Annotated in this window: 20 protein-coding genes; 15 read left to right on the plus strand and 5 right to left on the minus strand. The window is 28.2% G+C overall.

Going from position 1 to position 17,798, the window contains the following annotated elements:
* The first annotated feature begins 1 nt into the window (after position 1).
* Both ACNI28_RS12890 and ACNI28_RS12895 read left to right on the plus strand, forming a co-directional pair.
* On the plus strand, positions 2–2,203 hold the full coding sequence (locus ACNI28_RS12890) for an endonuclease MutS2 (RefSeq protein ID WP_419764671.1): 2,202 nt from the start codon (positions 2–4) through the stop codon (positions 2,201–2,203).
* 14 nt (positions 2,204–2,217) lie between these two features.
* Entirely contained in the window at positions 2,218–3,036 is an 819-nt protein-coding gene (locus ACNI28_RS12895) for a mechanosensitive ion channel family protein (RefSeq protein WP_419764672.1), read from the plus strand.
* Positions 3,037–3,044: 8 nt separating this feature from the next.
* Here ACNI28_RS12895 and ACNI28_RS12900 read toward each other — a convergent pair whose 3' ends face one another.
* Positions 3,045–5,678 (minus strand): DUF748 domain-containing protein, encoded by a 2,634-nt coding sequence (locus ACNI28_RS12900; RefSeq protein ID WP_419764673.1) that lies wholly within the window; start codon positions 5,676–5,678, stop codon positions 3,045–3,047.
* A gap of 174 nt (positions 5,679–5,852) precedes the next feature.
* On the opposite strand from ACNI28_RS12900, the gene dapE reads away from it, so the two are divergent.
* The 6 genes from dapE to ACNI28_RS12930 all read left to right on the plus strand — a co-directional run bounded on the left by dapE (position 5,853) and on the right by ACNI28_RS12930 (position 11,143).
* Positions 5,853–6,953: a succinyl-diaminopimelate desuccinylase gene (gene dapE / locus ACNI28_RS12905; RefSeq protein WP_419764674.1), complete on the plus strand. Its 1,101-nt coding sequence runs from the start codon at positions 5,853–5,855 to the stop codon at positions 6,951–6,953.
* A gap of 82 nt (positions 6,954–7,035) precedes the next feature.
* Positions 7,036–7,578 carry an ORF6N domain-containing protein gene (locus tag ACNI28_RS12910; RefSeq protein ID WP_419764675.1) on the plus strand — a complete coding sequence of 181 codons (543 nt, stop codon included), beginning with the start codon at positions 7,036–7,038 and terminating at the stop codon, positions 7,576–7,578.
* 34 nt (positions 7,579–7,612) lie between these two features.
* A complete protein-coding gene (locus tag ACNI28_RS12915) occupies positions 7,613–9,463 on the plus strand; it encodes a P-loop NTPase fold protein (RefSeq protein ID WP_419764676.1) in 1,851 nt (616 codons plus the stop codon).
* A gap of 119 nt (positions 9,464–9,582) precedes the next feature.
* On the plus strand, positions 9,583–10,215 hold the full coding sequence (locus ACNI28_RS12920; protein WP_419764677.1) for a hypothetical protein: 633 nt from the start codon (positions 9,583–9,585) through the stop codon (positions 10,213–10,215).
* Between the two features lie 3 nt (positions 10,216–10,218).
* The gene (locus ACNI28_RS12925) at positions 10,219–10,686 is read left to right on the plus strand and encodes a GNAT family N-acetyltransferase (protein ID WP_419764678.1); all 468 of its coding nucleotides are present in this window, start codon (positions 10,219–10,221) and stop codon (positions 10,684–10,686) included.
* Between the two features lie 13 nt (positions 10,687–10,699).
* Positions 10,700–11,143, plus strand: coding sequence for a GyrI-like domain-containing protein (locus tag ACNI28_RS12930; protein WP_419764679.1), 444 nt, complete (start codon positions 10,700–10,702; stop codon positions 11,141–11,143).
* A gap of 15 nt (positions 11,144–11,158) precedes the next feature.
* On the opposite strand, the gene ACNI28_RS12935 is transcribed toward ACNI28_RS12930, so the two are convergent.
* Positions 11,159–11,773 carry a multidrug resistance efflux transporter family protein gene (locus ACNI28_RS12935; protein WP_419764680.1) on the minus strand — a complete coding sequence of 205 codons (615 nt, stop codon included), beginning with the start codon at positions 11,771–11,773 and terminating at the stop codon, positions 11,159–11,161.
* A 166-nt stretch (positions 11,774–11,939) separates the two neighbouring features.
* On the opposite strand from ACNI28_RS12935, the gene ACNI28_RS12940 reads away from it, so the two are divergent.
* Positions 11,940–12,632, plus strand: coding sequence for an aspartate/glutamate racemase family protein (locus ACNI28_RS12940; RefSeq protein ID WP_419766481.1), 693 nt, complete (start codon positions 11,940–11,942; stop codon positions 12,630–12,632).
* 14 nt (positions 12,633–12,646) lie between these two features.
* Positions 12,647–13,300 carry an MOSC domain-containing protein gene (locus tag ACNI28_RS12945; protein ID WP_419764681.1) on the plus strand — a complete coding sequence of 218 codons (654 nt, stop codon included), beginning with the start codon at positions 12,647–12,649 and terminating at the stop codon, positions 13,298–13,300.
* A gap of 7 nt (positions 13,301–13,307) precedes the next feature.
* Here the strand turns inward: ACNI28_RS12945 and ACNI28_RS12950 are convergent, their stop codons facing one another.
* From ACNI28_RS12950 to ACNI28_RS12960, 3 genes are read right to left on the minus strand one after another with little or no spacing between them, the layout of a single operon-like run.
* Positions 13,308–13,538: a hypothetical protein gene (locus ACNI28_RS12950; RefSeq protein WP_419764682.1), complete on the minus strand. Its 231-nt coding sequence runs from the start codon at positions 13,536–13,538 to the stop codon at positions 13,308–13,310.
* Positions 13,539–13,580: 42 nt separating this feature from the next.
* On the minus strand, positions 13,581–14,735 hold the full coding sequence (locus ACNI28_RS12955; RefSeq protein WP_419764683.1) for a DUF3095 domain-containing protein: 1,155 nt from the start codon (positions 14,733–14,735) through the stop codon (positions 13,581–13,583).
* Between the two features lie 5 nt (positions 14,736–14,740).
* Positions 14,741–15,112, minus strand: a complete 372-nt coding sequence (locus ACNI28_RS12960; RefSeq protein ID WP_419764685.1) for a winged helix-turn-helix transcriptional regulator — start codon at positions 15,110–15,112, stop codon at positions 14,741–14,743.
* Between the two features lie 127 nt (positions 15,113–15,239).
* On the opposite strand from ACNI28_RS12960, the gene ACNI28_RS12965 reads away from it, so the two are divergent.
* The 5 genes from ACNI28_RS12965 to ACNI28_RS12985 all read left to right on the plus strand — a co-directional run bounded on the left by ACNI28_RS12965 (position 15,240) and on the right by ACNI28_RS12985 (position 17,789).
* Positions 15,240–15,830 (plus strand): NAD(P)H-dependent oxidoreductase, encoded by a 591-nt coding sequence (locus ACNI28_RS12965; protein WP_419764686.1) that lies wholly within the window; start codon positions 15,240–15,242, stop codon positions 15,828–15,830.
* Positions 15,831–15,970: 140 nt separating this feature from the next.
* On the plus strand, positions 15,971–16,108 hold the full coding sequence (locus ACNI28_RS12970; RefSeq protein ID WP_419764688.1) for a hypothetical protein: 138 nt from the start codon (positions 15,971–15,973) through the stop codon (positions 16,106–16,108).
* Positions 16,109–16,121: 13 nt separating this feature from the next.
* Entirely contained in the window at positions 16,122–17,141 is a 1,020-nt protein-coding gene (locus ACNI28_RS12975) for an NADP-dependent oxidoreductase (protein WP_419764689.1), read from the plus strand.
* Positions 17,142–17,188: 47 nt separating this feature from the next.
* Positions 17,189–17,485, plus strand: a complete 297-nt coding sequence (locus ACNI28_RS12980; RefSeq protein ID WP_419764690.1) for a putative quinol monooxygenase — start codon at positions 17,189–17,191, stop codon at positions 17,483–17,485.
* A gap of 1 nt (position 17,486) precedes the next feature.
* The gene (locus tag ACNI28_RS12985; RefSeq protein ID WP_419764691.1) at positions 17,487–17,789 is read left to right on the plus strand and encodes a putative quinol monooxygenase; all 303 of its coding nucleotides are present in this window, start codon (positions 17,487–17,489) and stop codon (positions 17,787–17,789) included.
* The last annotated feature ends 9 nt before the right edge of the window (positions 17,790–17,798 follow it).

Consider the following 17,798-nt stretch of genomic DNA (forward strand, 5'->3'; position numbering starts at 1 on the left):
TATGCAAGAGATATTTAAAAAGCTAGACTTAGAGGATTATTTAGCATCATTTTCTAAATTATTTGCAAGAGAAAAATCAGTCGTTTTAGAAGGTGATATAAACTTACACCATAGACTAATAAATGAGTTAGCAAAATATGACCTAAAAGAGCCTCAAAAGGTTGAAAATCTTGATGGTAAAATAGTTCATATTCAAAAGCAAGGTGTACTAAGAGTTGAAGATGTTTATGAGTTTGTAAAGATTGTAAAATATTTTCTTTATTTGAAAAGATTTACTTTTGAGGGTAAGTTATCTGAGTGGATAGATAAAGTTAAGATACCTGCTGATATGGAAAAAATAGTTGATTTTTTCGACTCAAAAGGAAACCTAAAAGAGGGTATTGATGAAGACTTAGATCTAATAAAATCAGCATTATATAGAAATAAAGAGTCAATCAAACAAGCTTTACATAAATCTATAAATAACAGTAAGTTAAGACCTTATTTGATTGATTCACAAGTTCATTATGTAAACTCAGAAGAGACCCTGCTTGTGCGTGGTGGTTTTAATAATGTTATTAAAGCTACTGTTATTCATAGATCAAGTTCAGGATTTTTTTATATCTTACCTCATTCAATATCAGAACTAAAACAAAAAGAGTCTGATTTAAAAAATAAAAGAGAAGAAGTTTTAATAAAGGTATGTAAATCTATCTCTTCTACTTTTGAAAAAAACTTGCTTTTTATAAAGTTTTTAAATAAAGAATTTGATAGAATTGACCACTATTTAGCAAGACTATTTTTTGCTAAAGATGGAGATAAAAACTTTATCATTCCTTCAAAAAGTGGTAAAAATATTTTAAAAGAGTTTGTTCACCCAGCACTTCATGATGGAAAACCTATCTCTGTAGATTTTTCAAAATCAGTTATTATGATAACAGGTGTAAATGCCGGTGGTAAAACAATGATGTTAAAATCTATACTTTCAGCAGTTGTTTTATCAAAATACTTAATACCATACAAAGCCAATGAAAAATCTTCTATTGGTTACTTTAAAAATGCCCTAGCAGTATTAGATGACCCCCAAAGTGTTAAAAATGATATCTCTACTTTTGCAGGAAGAATGGTGGAGTTTTCTAAACTGTTTACCCAAAAAGATGTTATCGTTGGAGTTGATGAAATAGAACTTGGAACTGATTCTGATGAAGCTGCAAGTTTGTTTAAAGTTATAATTGAAGAGCTTATTGATAAAAATATTAAGATAATCATTACAACTCACCATAAAAGGTTAGCAGCACTTATGGCTGCAAATGAAAAAGTTGAACTAATAGCTGCTATTTATGATGAAGCAAACCAAAAACCAACTTATGATTTCTTACAAGGTACAATTGGACGTTCTTATGCTTTTGAAACAGCACAAAGATATGGGATACCTGTAAATGTAGTAAAAAAAGCAAAAAATGTTTATGGTGATGACCAAGATAGACTAAATGAACTAATCGAACGAAGTAGTGCCTTAGAGATGGAATACAAACAAAAAATTGCTAAACTTGATGATGAGATTGAAACACATCAAAAACTAAATAAAAACCTGAAAGAAGCAAAACAAGACCTTGATGACCATATAAATATAGAAAAGTCAAAGCTTCATAAAGAGTATAGTGATGCAAGAGAAGAGGCAAAAAAAGCTATAAAAGCAAAAATCTACCAAGAATCACACAAGCATCTTAATATCGCACATAAAAAAGCAAAAGATATAAAAGTAGAAAAAGTAGAAGAAAATTATAACTTCAAAGAGAAAGATAGGGTAAAATATAAAAGCTCAAAGGGTGAAATTATCTCATTAAGAGGTAAAAAGGCTTTAATCTTAACAGATGCAGGAATGAGACTTCATGTAAGTGTAGATGAATTAAGACCATCAGGAAATGAAGTTAAACCAAAGGTAAAAAAACAAACAACAGTAACTATTGAAAAACCTCAAGGTGGACATGTAAACATTGATTTACATGGACTAAGAGGTGATGAAGCAGTTGAAAAACTTGATAAGTTTATTTCTGATTGTTTGATTTCTGGTTTTGATGAAGTTCTGGTTTATCATGGAATTGGTACAGGGAAATTATCAAAAATAGTAAAAGATTTTTTAATCAAACATCCAAGTGTTAAATCATTTACTGATGCACATGCTAGTCAAGGTGGCTTTGGAGCCAAGGTAGTAAAACTATAGAAAAGGTAGCAATCATGGATAAAGAACTAGAAAGAATACAAAAATTTTATGATGTAATAATAGAATTTTTTGTTAATTATAGTTTCCAATTAATTGGTGCTATTATTATCTTCCTTTTAGGTTGGTATGTAGCAAATAAAGTATCTGCTTTTGTAAGACGTATTTGTGAGAAAAATGAGCTTGATGTTACGTTGACAAAGTTTATTGTAAATATTATCAAGTTTTCTATTATTATTGGTGTTGCAATTGTTGCAATTGGAAAACTTGGTATTACACTGACTCCTTTTATAGCAGGTATTGGTGCTGCTTCACTTGGCGCTGGTTTAGCTTTACAAGGAACCCTTTCAAACTATGGGGCAGGACTTTCTATAATTATAGGGCGACCTTTTATTGTAGGAAATACAATCAGTGTAGATGGAGTTTTTGGTGTAGTAGAAGAGATACGACTAGCCCATACAATTCTTTCAACTGAAGATGGAGAACAAATCACTATTCCCAATAAACATATTATTGGTGAAATATTAGTCAACTCTTTTGAATATAGAATTGTAGAGTCTGTTGTAGGTATTGATTATGAATCAAACCCAGAAGAGGCAATCAAAGTAATATCTGAAGTATTAAATGATTTTGATGGTGAAATCATTTCAAAAGAGTCAAAAGCACAAGTTGGTATAAAAGAGTTTGGTGACTTTTCTATCAATATTGAAGTGAGATATTGGGCTCATACAAAACTATTTTTTGATACTCAATATAAAGTAAATCTTGGTATTTACAAAGCTTTAAAACAAAACAATATAAATATTCCTTTCCCTACATACAATATAAAGAAGTAGTTAGTTAACTACTTCTTTTTTATATCTATTGCTAAATCAAACTCTGCATATTTGGCATTTTTTTCATCTAATACTTTTATTTTATCATTGATAAATAATCTTTTATTATCTATTGAATGCTTTTTAAGAAGATAGGCTTTTATAGAGTCTACTCTTTTTAAAGACAATGCCTCTAATTGTGCTACTGTAACTTCAATTTTTGCTTTTAATATCTCTTTAATTTTAGCTATATATGAGTCTTTGTCAAAGTATTTTTTACCTTTTACTTCGCTTGTAAACTCTTCTTTTACTTTTTTTAAGCTAATTTCTTCCTTACTTTGAATATATCTATTTTCTAAAGCTAACAGATATTTGTCACCATCTTTTATTTTTTTCATATCAAGAGTAAGTAGACTTTCAAGTTTTAGAGCCTGAAGTGCACTTTTATCTTTATTTATATCATATGATGGTTCAACTTTTAGTGCAAGATTTGGTCTTTTTGCAAAGGCTTTGGCAATATTATCTAAGGTCTCTTTTTCTGAATCAATTAGAATACTTTCACCATAAATGAATTCTACACTTTTTATCTCTTCTGCATCAATTCCTAAAAGAGAAGCTAAGAATGAAAATGGTGAGCTTACTGCTTTTATAATAAGGTTAGTAAATACTTTCCAAATAATTGGAGCAATTGAAAATTGTGGATCATCTAGGTTTCCTGTAATTGGTAAATCTATATCTATCACACCATCAGAGTCTTCTAATAAAGCAATTCCAAGTTCAAGTGGTAAACTTACAGCGTCAGGACTTTCAATTTTTTTTCCAAGTTCTATATCTGTGATAATAACGCTATTTTTTGCATCAATGTTTGATTTTGAAATATTATATTGCAAGTTTAAATTTAATTTACCTTTTTCAAGCTCTCTTCCTGCAAATTTACCTGAGTATGGAGTAAAATTTTTAATCGCAATATTTTTAAATATAAGATTTACATCTGTAAGATTTTTTATATTTTTATGGTCAACAAAGCCCGTAATTCTTGTATATCCATATTTATCTATTTTACCCTCAAGTTTTAATTTTGTAGGTTTAGAACTTTTACTATTTAGCTCAGAAAAACTACCATTTAGTTTGGTAATATTTGTTTTAAATGGTACTTTTAGGTTTTTGTCTTGAAAGGTCAACTTGGCATTGTTTATTTTTACTGGACCTATATCTAAGGCAATACCAGAGTCTTTGGAAGTGGAAAGTTTCTTAACTTTTTTTGTTTCTTTTTTCTCTTTTTTTACTTTTTCACCTAATATTATTGATGCAATTGGATTTGTCATATATACACTTGATAGTTTTAGACCTTTTTCATTCTTTACTAAATTATTTAGATTTAGTTCAATGTTTTGGGCTGTTATGTCTGTTTTATTTACTTTATCATTTAATTTAAAACTTTTAGTTCCAAGAGTTGATTTCTCAATTTTTATTTTTTGGTCTAAAAGCTTAAAAGAATCAAGTAAAACATTTATATCATTTGCTTTTATATTAGTTCTACTTTTTATATCATCGTATATAAAACTAGAGTTGTTTATTGTAAATGATTTTAAATCCACAATCCAAGGTTTTTCACTCTTTGTTTTTTCATTTTTTTTACTTGTTGTACTCTCTTTTATATTTATAAGATTATCTACATTTAATTGCTCATTTTTATTTGAGACAATATTTGCAAGTAAAGAGTTGAGTGATATATCATTTGTAGATATTTTTTGTTTTGCTAAGTCTAGATTCAAATCATTTATTTTAAAGCTACTTAGGCTTGCAAGTTCTTTATTATCTTTGATTAGTTTTAAGTTCTTTAAACTAAGATTTGCATTGTCAATATAAACTTCTAATTCTTTAGTTGTATCAACTCTATATCCAAAAGATAACGATAAAGTTGGGTCTCCTATTTGAAAGTTTAGTAAATCTTTTGTATATCCAATATATTCATTTGATTTTAGGTTTTCAAGTTTTACTTTTCCATACATTTTAAAAGGAGTTAGTCTAAATCCACCATCTAGATATAATTTAGTATCTTCATTTATGTTTGTAACAAGGTTATGGGATGCAAGATAATTTTTAAATGTTCCTATATCATAAAATGTATAGTTAAAATTATTTATATTAGTTGTAGTCTTTTTAGAATCAAAAATTTGTGTAAAAACAAAATTTGCATCTATGATTTGAGTCTTTGATATTTTAAATGCTGGAATATCTGTCTTTTCTGTAGAGTTTTTTTCTATCTTTTCCTCTGTCTTTTTTTCTTGAGGTCTTAAAATTGAGGCTAAATTTATATTTCCATCTTCATCTTGAACTATATTTACATATGGTTTTACAATATTTAGAGTTTTAAAACTTATGTGAGATTCATGTATAGATTTTAAAAGTGAAAAATCAACTTCAATTTCATCAAAAGCTATTATTTTTTTATCTTTTTTTGATATTGAGAAGTCATCAACTCTTATACTTAAAGTATATGGATTAAAAGAGACCTTTTTCAAATCACTTTTATAGATAAGTAAATTGTCAAGATTTTTGATTATTTGGTCTTTTGCAATGTAGGGGATTAAAAAGAAACCTAAAAGTGAATAAATTATAAATACAGAAACTAAAATTTTAATAAATAGATTATTTTTCATAGGAGACTCCTATTTTAAGTTAATTTATTATAACAGAAGTTTGATAAATTGCATAATGAGACTAGGGTATTAATCAAGTGTCCCTTTTATTATTATTCTCAGACTTCTATTGTTTGTTTTGATATAGAAAAATAAATCACAAATTTGATACAATATCTACTTTAAAGGAATTAGATGACTATTATAGAATTATTTCAAAAATTATTAAGATTTAAATCAATAACACCTGATGATGATGGAGCTTTTGATTTTATAGAAGAGTATTTAGGAAAAGAGTGGCGTTGCATAAAAGTTGATATGGAAGGCACAAAAAACAGATTTTTTTATAAAAAGTTTAATGACAAAAAACAGCATCTTTGTTTTGCTGGACATATAGATGTAGTACCAGTAGGTCAAGGTTGGGAAGTAGATCCTTTTGCTGCTGATATAGTAGATGGAGTTATAAGTGCACGTGGTGCACAAGATATGAAAAGTGGAGATACAGCTTTTTTATATGCTTGTAAACATGCAAAAGAGTTCGATGGAACGCTTTCTATTCTTATGACAAGTGATGAAGAGGGTGAGGGAACTTACGGAACTATCAAAATGCTTGAACACTTAAAAGAGATAGACTTTATCCCACAATACGCAGTTGTAGCAGAACCCACTTGTGAAAAGATTTTTGGTGATGCAATAAAAGTAGGCCGACGTGGAAGTATAAATGGATATATCACTATAAAAGGTAAGCAAGGACATGCTGCATACCCTGAAAAGTGTATCAATCCCGTACATAATTTTGCAGAGATATTACCAAAAATTGCAGGGTATAATTTAGATAATGGAGATGAATACTTTGCTCCATCTAAGATGGTAATTACAGATATAAGAGGTGGTACAGAAGTTACAAACGTAACACCAAATGAACTAAAACTTATGTTCAATGTAAGAAATTCAACAAATACTACAAGAGAAAGTGTAGAAGAGTTTATCCATGAAAAGTTAAAAGGCTTAAGCTACGACTTTAGAACAACACAAGGCTCATTTCCTTTTGTGACAAATAAAGAATCAAAAGTGGTGAAAGCAATGGAAAACTCTATCCAAAAAGTTTTAGGAGTAACTACAAAACAATCAACCCATGGAGGAACTTCTGATGCCAGATATTTTGGAGCATTTGGTATAGAAGCCATAGAGTTTGGAGTAATTAATGACACTATTCATAGTATTGGAGAGAGAACTACAGTAAAAGAAGTAGAGGGATTAACTGCTGTTTATGAGGATTTGATTAAGAATTTTTAAATTTAATTACATTATGTAATATTTTTTATTATTTTTAAAAAACATAGATAGAATTATTTCATATTATTTATGGAGTGATTCTATGGAAAGTTTACCTCAAACAATAATTCATGATAAAATATATGATTTACGTGGATTAAAAGTTATGTTAGATAGTGACTTAGCGACTCTTTATGAAGTTGAAACAAGAAGAATAATGGAACAAGTTAATCGTAATATAGAAAAATTTCCTAATGATTTTATGTTTCAGCTAACAAAAGATGAATTTGATAACTTGAAGTCGCAAAATGCGACATCAAGTTGGGGAGGTACTAGAAAACTCCCCCATGTGTTTACAGAACAAGGTGTTTATATGTTGGCAACTGTATTAAAAAGTAAAGTTGCTACAGATGTAACTATAAATATCATGCGAACCTTTGCAAAGCTCAGAGAGTTTGCACTTACTTACAAAGACATAGTAATAGAACTCAAAAACCTAAAAGAAGATTTAAAACTAAATCAAACTCAAACAACACAAAACACACAGCATATTAAAACAGCTTTTGAACTTCTGTCTGAAATCTTAGAGGATACTAAAGATACGGAAGAAAAGGTTATGGGATTTAGAGTTGAGAAAAATAATTAGATATAATAAAAAACATGAATAACAGAGGTTAACTATGCCAAATAAACACATTGATGAATTCTTAGATTATTATATAGGACTTCCAAGTCCTCAATATGCTGTTCTTTTAAAAGGAAAGTGGGGAAGTGGTAAAACTCATTATATTAACGAATACAAAAAACATTTGAGTAAAATAAATCAAAAATATATTTACGTAAGTTTGTATGGTGTTACTTCTTATGATGAAATAGAGACAAAATTTTTAGAAACCATACATCCAAAACTTTACAATAAAAAAACTATTTTTGCCGGAAAGATTGCAAAACAACTTTTAAAAGGTACATTGAGAATAGATTTAGACGATGATGACAAACCTGATGGAAATGTTGCTTTTAAAATACCAGACTTTAAGCCTGAAGACTTATTAAATACAAAAGATTATATTCTTATTTTTGATGATTTAGAAAGATGTTCTATAAAAATTATTGATTTATTGGGATACCTTAATTTTTTTGTTGAACATCAGTCTTATAAGGTAATTGTTATTGCAAATGAAGAAGAACTTGAAAAAACAGAAAAGTATACTAGTATAAAAGAAAAACTTATTGGAAAAACGTTTGAATTTAAATCTAATCCAATTTTAGCTTATGATAATTTTTTATTAGAGTTAAAAAATACAAATAACATTAAGGAAGGTATATTAAGTGATAGAAAAATGCAAATTTTGGAATTATTTGAAAAGTCACAATCGAATAATCTTAGGGCTTTAAGACAAAGTTTACTTGATTTTGAACGCTTTTATGATGATGTTTTATTAAATCATTTAGAAAATAAAGAGTTGATACAAGATGTTTTATATTGGTTTTTTCTTTTTTCATTTGAAATCAGACAAGGTAACAGTGATATTTTAGATTTGCCAAAACTGAGTGAAGAATATCATGAATTATTAAGTACAAAGGACAATAAAGAAAAAGCTGAAAAAACGAATTATAAACTTTATTTAAATAGATATAATCTTCAAAGTGATATGAATGTTATTATTTTTTTTAATGTATGGAAAGAAATATTAATTGATTCAAATATAAAAAAAGATGAAATTGACAACTCTCTAAAAAATAGTAAATATTATGCTAGTAAAAATATTAATTCGTGGAAATTATTGCATAGCTATTATAATTTGGATGATGAGGAACTTATTAAGTTATCAAATGAAATTTATTTCAAACTTCATGACAATCAATATAAAAAGTTTGAAGAAGTTAAAATAGTTTCCTCAATATTATTATCATTAAAAGAAAAGAATTTAATCAATAAAATAGAGTTTTCATTAATATATGAGATAAAAAAACAAATTGATTTTCTATTTGATAATAATTTGATTAGTGATGAAGTTATTTTAGATAAAGACCCTTACTCCTTTGATCATGAAGATTATGAAGGTTATATGTATATGGAATCAAAGCTTTTCACTTCTGTTGTTAGTGAATATATAAAAGATAAAACTGCTAAAAAATTAGAAGAAAAATTAAAAGTTGATTCAAGTTTAATAATAGCTGCAATTTCTGAAAATAATATAAATAGATTGTATTCAATGTTATTTCAGTCAAATAATAAATATGTCCCATATTATGATAAGCCCATATTCAAATACATTGATATGGATATTTTAGTTGAAAGTTTAAAAAACTCTAATAATGAAACTATTAGAAGATTTTCTCATATATTAAAAGAAAGATACAATTTTGAGATTGAAAATTTAATTGAAGAAGAGGAGTTTTTAATGAAACTAAAAGAAAGAATTGAACTTCTAAAAGATGAAAGAGATGGAAAGTTAAGTGGGTATTATTTTGTAAATTTTTGTATAACGTTAGAAAAAATTATAAAAAAATTTGATAAACATAAGTAAATAATACAATTGCAAAATCAAAATATATCTTCTTAAATTTAAAAGAATTAATATTTAATTTATTATTAAAAAAGTTAAAAGAAGATAGTTTATCTTAAATAGGAAAGGTAAGTAAATATATGAACACAGAAAAACTAATAGATGTAGAGTCTGAATTCTTCGATGCTTATCCAAAGGGATTTGAGGATGAAAAGTTAATTAAACTTATAAAAAAATTCAACCCTGAGAAGCTAGAAGCTTATGCAAAAGAAGCTTTTAAAAAAGAGAATTTTTCAGACCCTCATTTTATTGCAGAGGCATATTTTAAAACTATCCAAAAATCAGTTATGGTATCTTTGTTTGATAAGGTAAAACTTCGTGATGTGATTAAGGCTTTGACTTCTTATGAAAAAGATATGCTGAGTATCGAGCTTTATGAACTGTTGCATGGAAATAAGAAAAATGGCTTTGATGGACTTGTGGAGTTTTTAGCTGAGTTTGGTATGGCAAAGTGGACTTTGGTTACTCTTGTACCTTATAGTATAAATAGGCAAACAGAGTATTTTATTAAACCCACAACTACAAAAAATATCATAAAGTATTTGGAGATACCAGACTTGATATATAAACCAAGACCATCTTATGAGTTTTATAAAGAGTATTCAAAAGTATTAGATACTATCAAATCAAAAGTTTCAGGGCCACTATCCTTTGACAATGCTGCTTTTACAGGATTTTTAAAAATGGGTATTGAAATTTGTAATGAACAATAAACAATGAAAATAGAAATAATAGAGTATGACCACCGCTTTAAAAAAGATATTCCTATTCTTTTTACAAACACTATTCATAAAACTTGCAACAAAGATTATACTGAAGCACAACTTGATGCATGGGCAAGTCCAAATATAGATTTTAAAATTTGGGAAGAAAAAGTAGCTAAAAGCAAACCATATTTAGCTATTATTCAAAACAAGTTAGTAGGCTTTGTAGAGTTTTATGAAGGTTATATTGACTGCTTTTATATTCATCATCAGTATCAAGGTATGGGTGTAGGAAAAAGTTTAATGGAATATGTTTTAGCAATAGCAAAAAATAATAATATATCTAAAATAAAAGTTGATGTAAGCATTACTGCCAAGCCATTTTTTGAAAAATTTGGATTTAAGCAAGTAAAAATGAACCATATAAAAAGGTGCGATGAAGAGTTGATTAATTTTTCTATGCAATTAGATAATAAATAAAAAAAGAGAGAATATGAAAGTATCAAAAGTAAAAAATCTAATGATTTCAGGTCTTAGTACTATTACAAACAACAAGTTTGAATTGGAATCAACAGATGGTAAAATCCCTCAACTATGGGAAGATTATATTGAGAAAAATGTTTATGGAAGTACTTTCAATAAAGCAAATAGTAAATATATGTATGGTGTTTATACTGACTATACAAGTGATGTAAATGGTGACTATACAGTAACTGTTGGTGTTGAAGTTACAAAACCTAAAAATGCTATTGTTATTAAAGATGAAAGATATTTAGTATTTTCAAATAAGGGTGAGCTTCCTGATGTGGTTTTACAAACTTGGGCTGAGATTTGGGAATACTTTGAAAACAATAGTGAATATGAAAGAAAATATAGTATAGATTTTGAAAAATATGTTAAAGAAGATGAGATAGAGATTTATATCTCTATAAAATAAAAACTTTACAAAATATCAATATGCTTGATATTTTGTAAATAAAAATAGTCCTGCCATTATAAGTACAAGTCCTACTATCGCGATTAGATTTAAAGAGCCTGTTCCTAAAAATATCATTCCACCAATCAATGCAAAAACTACCTCTGTAGCTTGTGTAGCATCAACTGCTGCAAGTTCGTTTGAATTTTTAGCGATATTTCTTGTATATAAAAATATTGAAGTTGCAAATACACCTGAGAATAGAGCTTTTAAATCAAATGTTTCCATATGTGCAAGATTTACTAAGCAAACACCTATAAATATGATAATTGAAAAGAACCAAATTTTCTTAGGAAACTTTTTACCAAAAAATATCAATACAAAAAGCGTAGCTACAACTGTAAATTGCCAAGTGGCAGCTATTACCCAACCAGGAGAAAAATCAGCACTAAAACAAATCAAGGCATAAAAAAAACCAAATCCTACTGTTCCGCTTATTGTCCAAAAAATATAATTACTAAGATATAGTTTACATACATCAATAACTCTTTGAATTCCACCTTGAAATATTAAAACTAGAACTAAAAAGATAATCATAAAAAAGTATCTAAGTGTTGCAGACCAAAGACAATGACCACCCGATACACTCATAAGTTCATTTAAAACAAATGTAGTACTAAAAAATGCACCAGCATGATTCCTAACATAATCAATTTAAACATTTAGATACCCAATAAATAATTTTTAGGAAGTCTAACACAATGTCACTTTATTCTTTTTGTGCTATAGTAAAAAAAATTAAATGGTTGGTTTAACAATGAAAACAATTGGATTATTAGGTGGTATGAGCTGGGAAAGTACTGCTTTATACTATAAACAAATAAATGAAGAAGTGAAAAATAAATTAGGCTCTTTACACTCTGCAAAAATAGTTATGTATAGTGTTGATTTTGATGAAATTGAAAAGTTACAACATAATGGAAAGTGGGATGAAACAGCTTTTATTTTATCAGAAGCTGCAAAAAATATAGAAAATGCAAGTGCAGATTTTCTAATAATTTGTACAAATACTATGCATAAAGTTGCTCCCCAAATTCAAGAGAATATAAATATCCCAATAGTTCATATTGCAGATGCAACGGCAAAGGTTTTACAAAAAGATAATATAAAAAAAGTAGGATTAATAGCTACTGCTTTTACGATGGAAGAAGATTTTTATAAAAATAGAATTAGGGAAAATTTTGGGATTGAAGTTGTTGTACCTAATGAAGAAGATATAAAAACTATACATAAAATTATATATGAAGAGTTATGTTTAGGTCTTGTAAAAGAGGAGTCAAAAAAAGAGTATTTGAGAATTATTGATAAATTAGTAAAATCAGGAGTAGAAGGTATTATATTAGGATGTACAGAAATATGTATGTTAATCTCACCCAAAGACACACCGGTAAAACTCTATAATACTACTGAGATACATACAAATGAAGCTGTAAATTTAGCCTTAGCATAATATTAGGAAAACAAATGAATAACAATATTGCAAAAATACTTTCTTTGAAAGTTGGAAAGATTTTAAAAACAGAAACTGAAAATAAAGAGTTTATCAGTGCCATAAAAAAATCACCAGTAAAGGAATCATATCTTACGACACTTGGCTTTAAAGATGATGAACAAGCTGATAAAAAACATCATGGAGGAGAGAACAAAGCAGTACTTTTTTATTCTTCTTTAAGCTATCAAAAACTAAATACTTTTTTAGGTATCAATTTAGATTATGAAAATATTTCACCATTAGGTGAAAATATTCTTGTAGCAGATATTGATGAAGATAGTGTTTGTGTAGGTGATATTTTAAAAATAGGTGAAGCAATAGTTCAAGTAACTCAACCTAGAGAACCCTGTAAAAAGTTAAATATAAATACTCAAAATAATCAGATGCTAAAAACTGTAATTAAGTATGGATATACAGGTTGGTATGCAAAAGTAATAGAAGAGGGTGTTGTAAAGCAAACTAATAGTGTAGAACTTGTAAAAAGATTATTTCCAAATTTAACAATTTCAAAACTAAACGAAGCTAAGTTAAACCCAAAAGAGAATCTTGACTTTATACATGAAGCTGTAAGTTGTGAAGTATTGGGAAGACCTTTTAAAGAGGCTTTAGAAAAACACTTAAGATAAAATAGTATTAAACTATTTTATCCACTTCATAATCATAACAATCTTTTATATCACTAAACTCAAAATCTTTATATTCTGGCGATGTTATCTCATAATTGAGTCTTGTAAGCTCATCATTGAGACTAACTTTTGAAAAATCCATCGAATGTAACTTTGGAAAATCATCAATTATATTGCCAATAGTAGTTATAGAATCAAAGGCATTTGGATCAAATGGAAGTTTAGTTTTTTTACTCATAGATATCCTTGTTTTATCGTATATTTATTTAGTATGCATTTTTCATTCTTTTGATTTTAATCTTGCCTTTAATGCTTTTGCTGCAAGGGCATATCCACCATTGGAACTATCTACAAAGTGAATATGTTTACCATGTCTCTCAAAAATAAGACAAGTCATTAAAGCAGAGTCTGATTTATGTATACCATAGACCAAATAGTCCTCTTGATACTCTTTTTCTAAATAATCCTCAAGCTCTTTTGTTTGTATTTTATCTGTTGAAATTACCATTCTTAGCATATCATCAAACTTTTCTGTGTCTGTTGTTCTCATAATTCTATTTTTATAATCACCCCATTGTCCAATAGAAAACTTCATTAGAAAACTTCCAAGTAAGTTTTCAATCATAAGTCGTAATATTGTGAAGAATTTAGAAAAAATATTTAAAGAAGAGATTGATGCCTCTGTATTTAAAACTTTTGGATTAAATGAAATATTAAGTTGATTTATCTCTTTTATAGGATTTCTTTGACTTTGTGAACCTGCTATTTCATGTATTTTATTTAGTACATTTTGATAAATAATATTTGATTTTTCTAGGTTTGTACTTTTTATCAATAAGGCAATGGTTTCCTCTTTTGGACTTTTGATATCTTCCCAACGACACTCTAGTCCATCAAAATCAGGAAGATAGTTATAAGTAAAGTTTTCATCTATTTTAAAAGTTGAATACTCTTCTTTTAAAAGATGTTCAGCAAGTTCAAGTCCATTGCCCCTTACTATTGCTTGGGTATAATCTTTTGTGGCTCTAAATTTGGTGATTTCAATAAATGAGCCTCTTTTTTCTATCTCTTTTACACTCACAACTCCCACTCTTAAGTTTAACTCAAAAACATCTTTTGCTTTTTTTGCAGTCTCAAGGAGTACAATTTTTGATTTATCTAGTAAATGAGGAGGTACAATTAAGCTAGCTCCATCTCCTCCAAATATATAAGGGAAATCTGAGTTCTTATCGATGTTTAAAACACCTATAATAGCAAGAGCAGCTACGAAGTTTACTTTTTTGTACATACCTTCTTCTATGGCTTTGGTAGAGCCTTTTATATCAGAAACTAATACATACCAATCTTCAGGTATCTTAGAATAATTGTCATCGTTCATGATTTGAGAAAAATCTTTTATCTCTGTTAGTTCTTTATAAAATAATGTTGTATTCATTAATCCTACTTGCAAAGAGTTGTTTCACATGGGTTTTCATCAGTGATTTTTCCACACTCTCCAACATAAGAGATCCCCCATTTGTACATCTCTTCTAATACAGGTTTTAGTTTTTTCCCACAATCAGTAAGACTATATACAACTTTTGGTGGAACTTCAGCAAATACTTCTCTGTGTATAATATTTTTTTCTTCTAGTTCTTTTAATTTAATTGTTAATGTTTTTTGAGTAATTTCACTTACTGTTTCATGTAAGTCTTTAAATCTCATATCCCCATCTAATAGATGCCAAATAATACCTAACTTCCATCTATCATTAAATATATCAAGTGTAACAGCAACTGAGCATTTATACTCTTTATCATTTATATAATACATTATAAATCCTTTTCTTAGAAAGATTATACCATAAACTAAATAAAAGTATATTACTTACCTAAAGTAAAGTAAGGGTAAATTAAGTTTACAAGCTATATAATTTTCAAATAAGTTTTTAGGAGAAAAAATGAAAAATGTACTAATACTAAATGGACATCAATATTATAAAGATATTGCCGAAGGAAATCTAACAAAAGATTATATAAACAAAGCAGATGAATTTTTATCAAAAAATGGATTTACTATAAAACATAGTACCGTAGACAAAGATTATGATATCAATGAAGAAGTAGAAAAGTTTGCCTGGGCTGATTATATAATCTTTCAATATCCTGTTTATTGGATGACCTTACCATGGAAAGCAAAAAAATATGTTGATGAGATTTTTTCAACAGGTGCAGGAAAAGTTACTTATGCTGGAGATGGTAGAAGTAGAAATGATGCTAGTAAAAAATATGGTAGTGGTGGATTAATGAATGATAAAAAATATATGTTAAGTCTTACATATAACTGTCCAACAAGCGAATTTGATAATAAAGATGGGTTTTTTGAAGGTTTATCTTTAGATGAAGCAAACTATGCAGTACATAAGACATTTCAATTTTGTGGAGCAAAACAGTTAGAGACATATTCTGTACATGATATATTTAAAGGTGATTTAAACTTAGATTTAGAACTAGATAGATTTGAAAAAGTTTTAGCTAAAAGTTTTTTATAAGGTAGTGGAGCAAAATATGAATGAATAGGAGTATCTACAAAAGAAGCAAAAGAAGCTCCACTTAAACCTAGAATTTTGCCTTTGAAGATAAATATGATGATAAGAAAGTTATAGATGGAGTTTTAACATATGAAAAACAAATGAAAAAGTTCAGAGTTGATAATAATATGAACTATTTACAATCATATTGCGAACAAACGACAAATTATTATAAAAATATATATTTTAGAAAAATTGAAGAAAATTATACAAAACAAGGTTTTGAATTTAAAGATTAAAAAAGGAAATATAATGAAAGCAAATACAATGAAGGCAATTAGGCAATATGAATTTGGTGGCCCTGAAGTATTACATTATGAAGATGCACCTATCCCTGAACTTAAACCAGGTGAAGTTCTTGTTCATGTTCATGCAGTGGGTATCAACCCACCTGATTTGTATTTACGAGATGGATATAAGATGCTTCCTCCTGAGTGGCAACCAAAGGTGTCTTTCCCTATTATTCTTGGAACGGATATTTCAGGCATTGTAAAGGCAGTTGCTGATGATGTGACAAACTTTTTAGTTGGTGATGAAGTTTATTCTATGGTTCGTTTTCCTGAAGGACTTGCTGGTGAAAGTAGAGCCTATGCAGAGTATGTTAACGTTCCGGCATCAGAACTTGCAATTAAACCAAATAGTATCAGTCATGTACATGCTGCAGGTGCTCCAATGTCACTACTAACAGCATGGCAGTTCATGATTGAGCTTGGACATAATCATCCAAATCCACTTCAACCAAACAAGCATGAACCTGTGCCATTAGAGGGGAAAACGATTCTTATAAACGGTGCAGCTGGTGGTGTAGGGCATTTTGCAGTACAATTAGCTAAATGGAAAGGTGCACGAGTAATTGCAGTAGCATCTAGTAAGCACGAGGCATTATTATATGATCTTGGTGCGGATGAATTTATTGATTATACAAAAATAACTCCTGAGGATGTTATCCGTGATATTGATCTTGTTATTGATACTATAGGTGGAGAAACAACTGGTCGCTTTTTACGCACACTTAAAAGAGGTGGTTCTTTATTCCCCATCTTTCCTTTAGGTTTCTCAGGTACAGAAGAAGCAGAGAAGTTAGGTGTTACAATCTCATCAGTTCAAGTGCGATCAAGTGGAATACAACTCACAAAATTAAAAGACTTACTTGATGATGGAACGATTCGTGTTGTGATTGATAGTACTTACCCTCTTTTTGATGCTAAAAAAGCACATAAACGAGCAAGTCTTGGACATATTCAAGGTAAGATTGTTCTTACTGTCTTATGATGTAACAAAAATTATACAAAGTTTAAAAATTGAAAAAAGGAAATATTATGAAGAATATAGTAATCGTTGCAAGAGTTAAAGTAAAAGATGAATTTAAAGATGAAGTTTATGATGAACTTATAAAATTACATGAAGCAACACATAAATATGATGAAGGTTGTATTCAGTATGATTTACACAAGGATTTAGATGATAAAAATAGTTTTACTTTTGTAGAGACTTGGGAAAATCAAGAGTTCTTATTGGCACATGAGAAAAAAGAGCATTTTATAAATTTTGTATCAAAAATAGAAAATAAGATTGATTCATTAAAGATTAAGAAATTAGAAAAAGTAGAATTATAATATGATTATAGTAATTGTAAAAGCAAAAATAAAAAATAGTAAAGATAAAGAATTAAGAGAAATAGCAAATATTTTACAGTATGAATATGCAATAAATGAAAAAGGCTGTGAACAATATGAATCTTTTATTGATGGTGATACTTTTATCACTATTGAAAGATGGAGTTCCCAAGAGTTACTTGACTTACACCTTGAAGCTGAGCATGTAAAGGTTTATGTGCCTAAGTTAAGAGAGTGTGTAGTTAATGAAACATTTGATGTACAATTTATAAAAAGTGATGATGTCACATTTGTAAAAATTTAAAAAATCAAT

This window comes from Arcobacter denitrificans (SeqCode) (assembly GCF_048571185.1).
Classification (GTDB): Bacteria; Campylobacterota; Campylobacteria; order Campylobacterales; family Arcobacteraceae; genus Arcobacter; species Arcobacter denitrificans.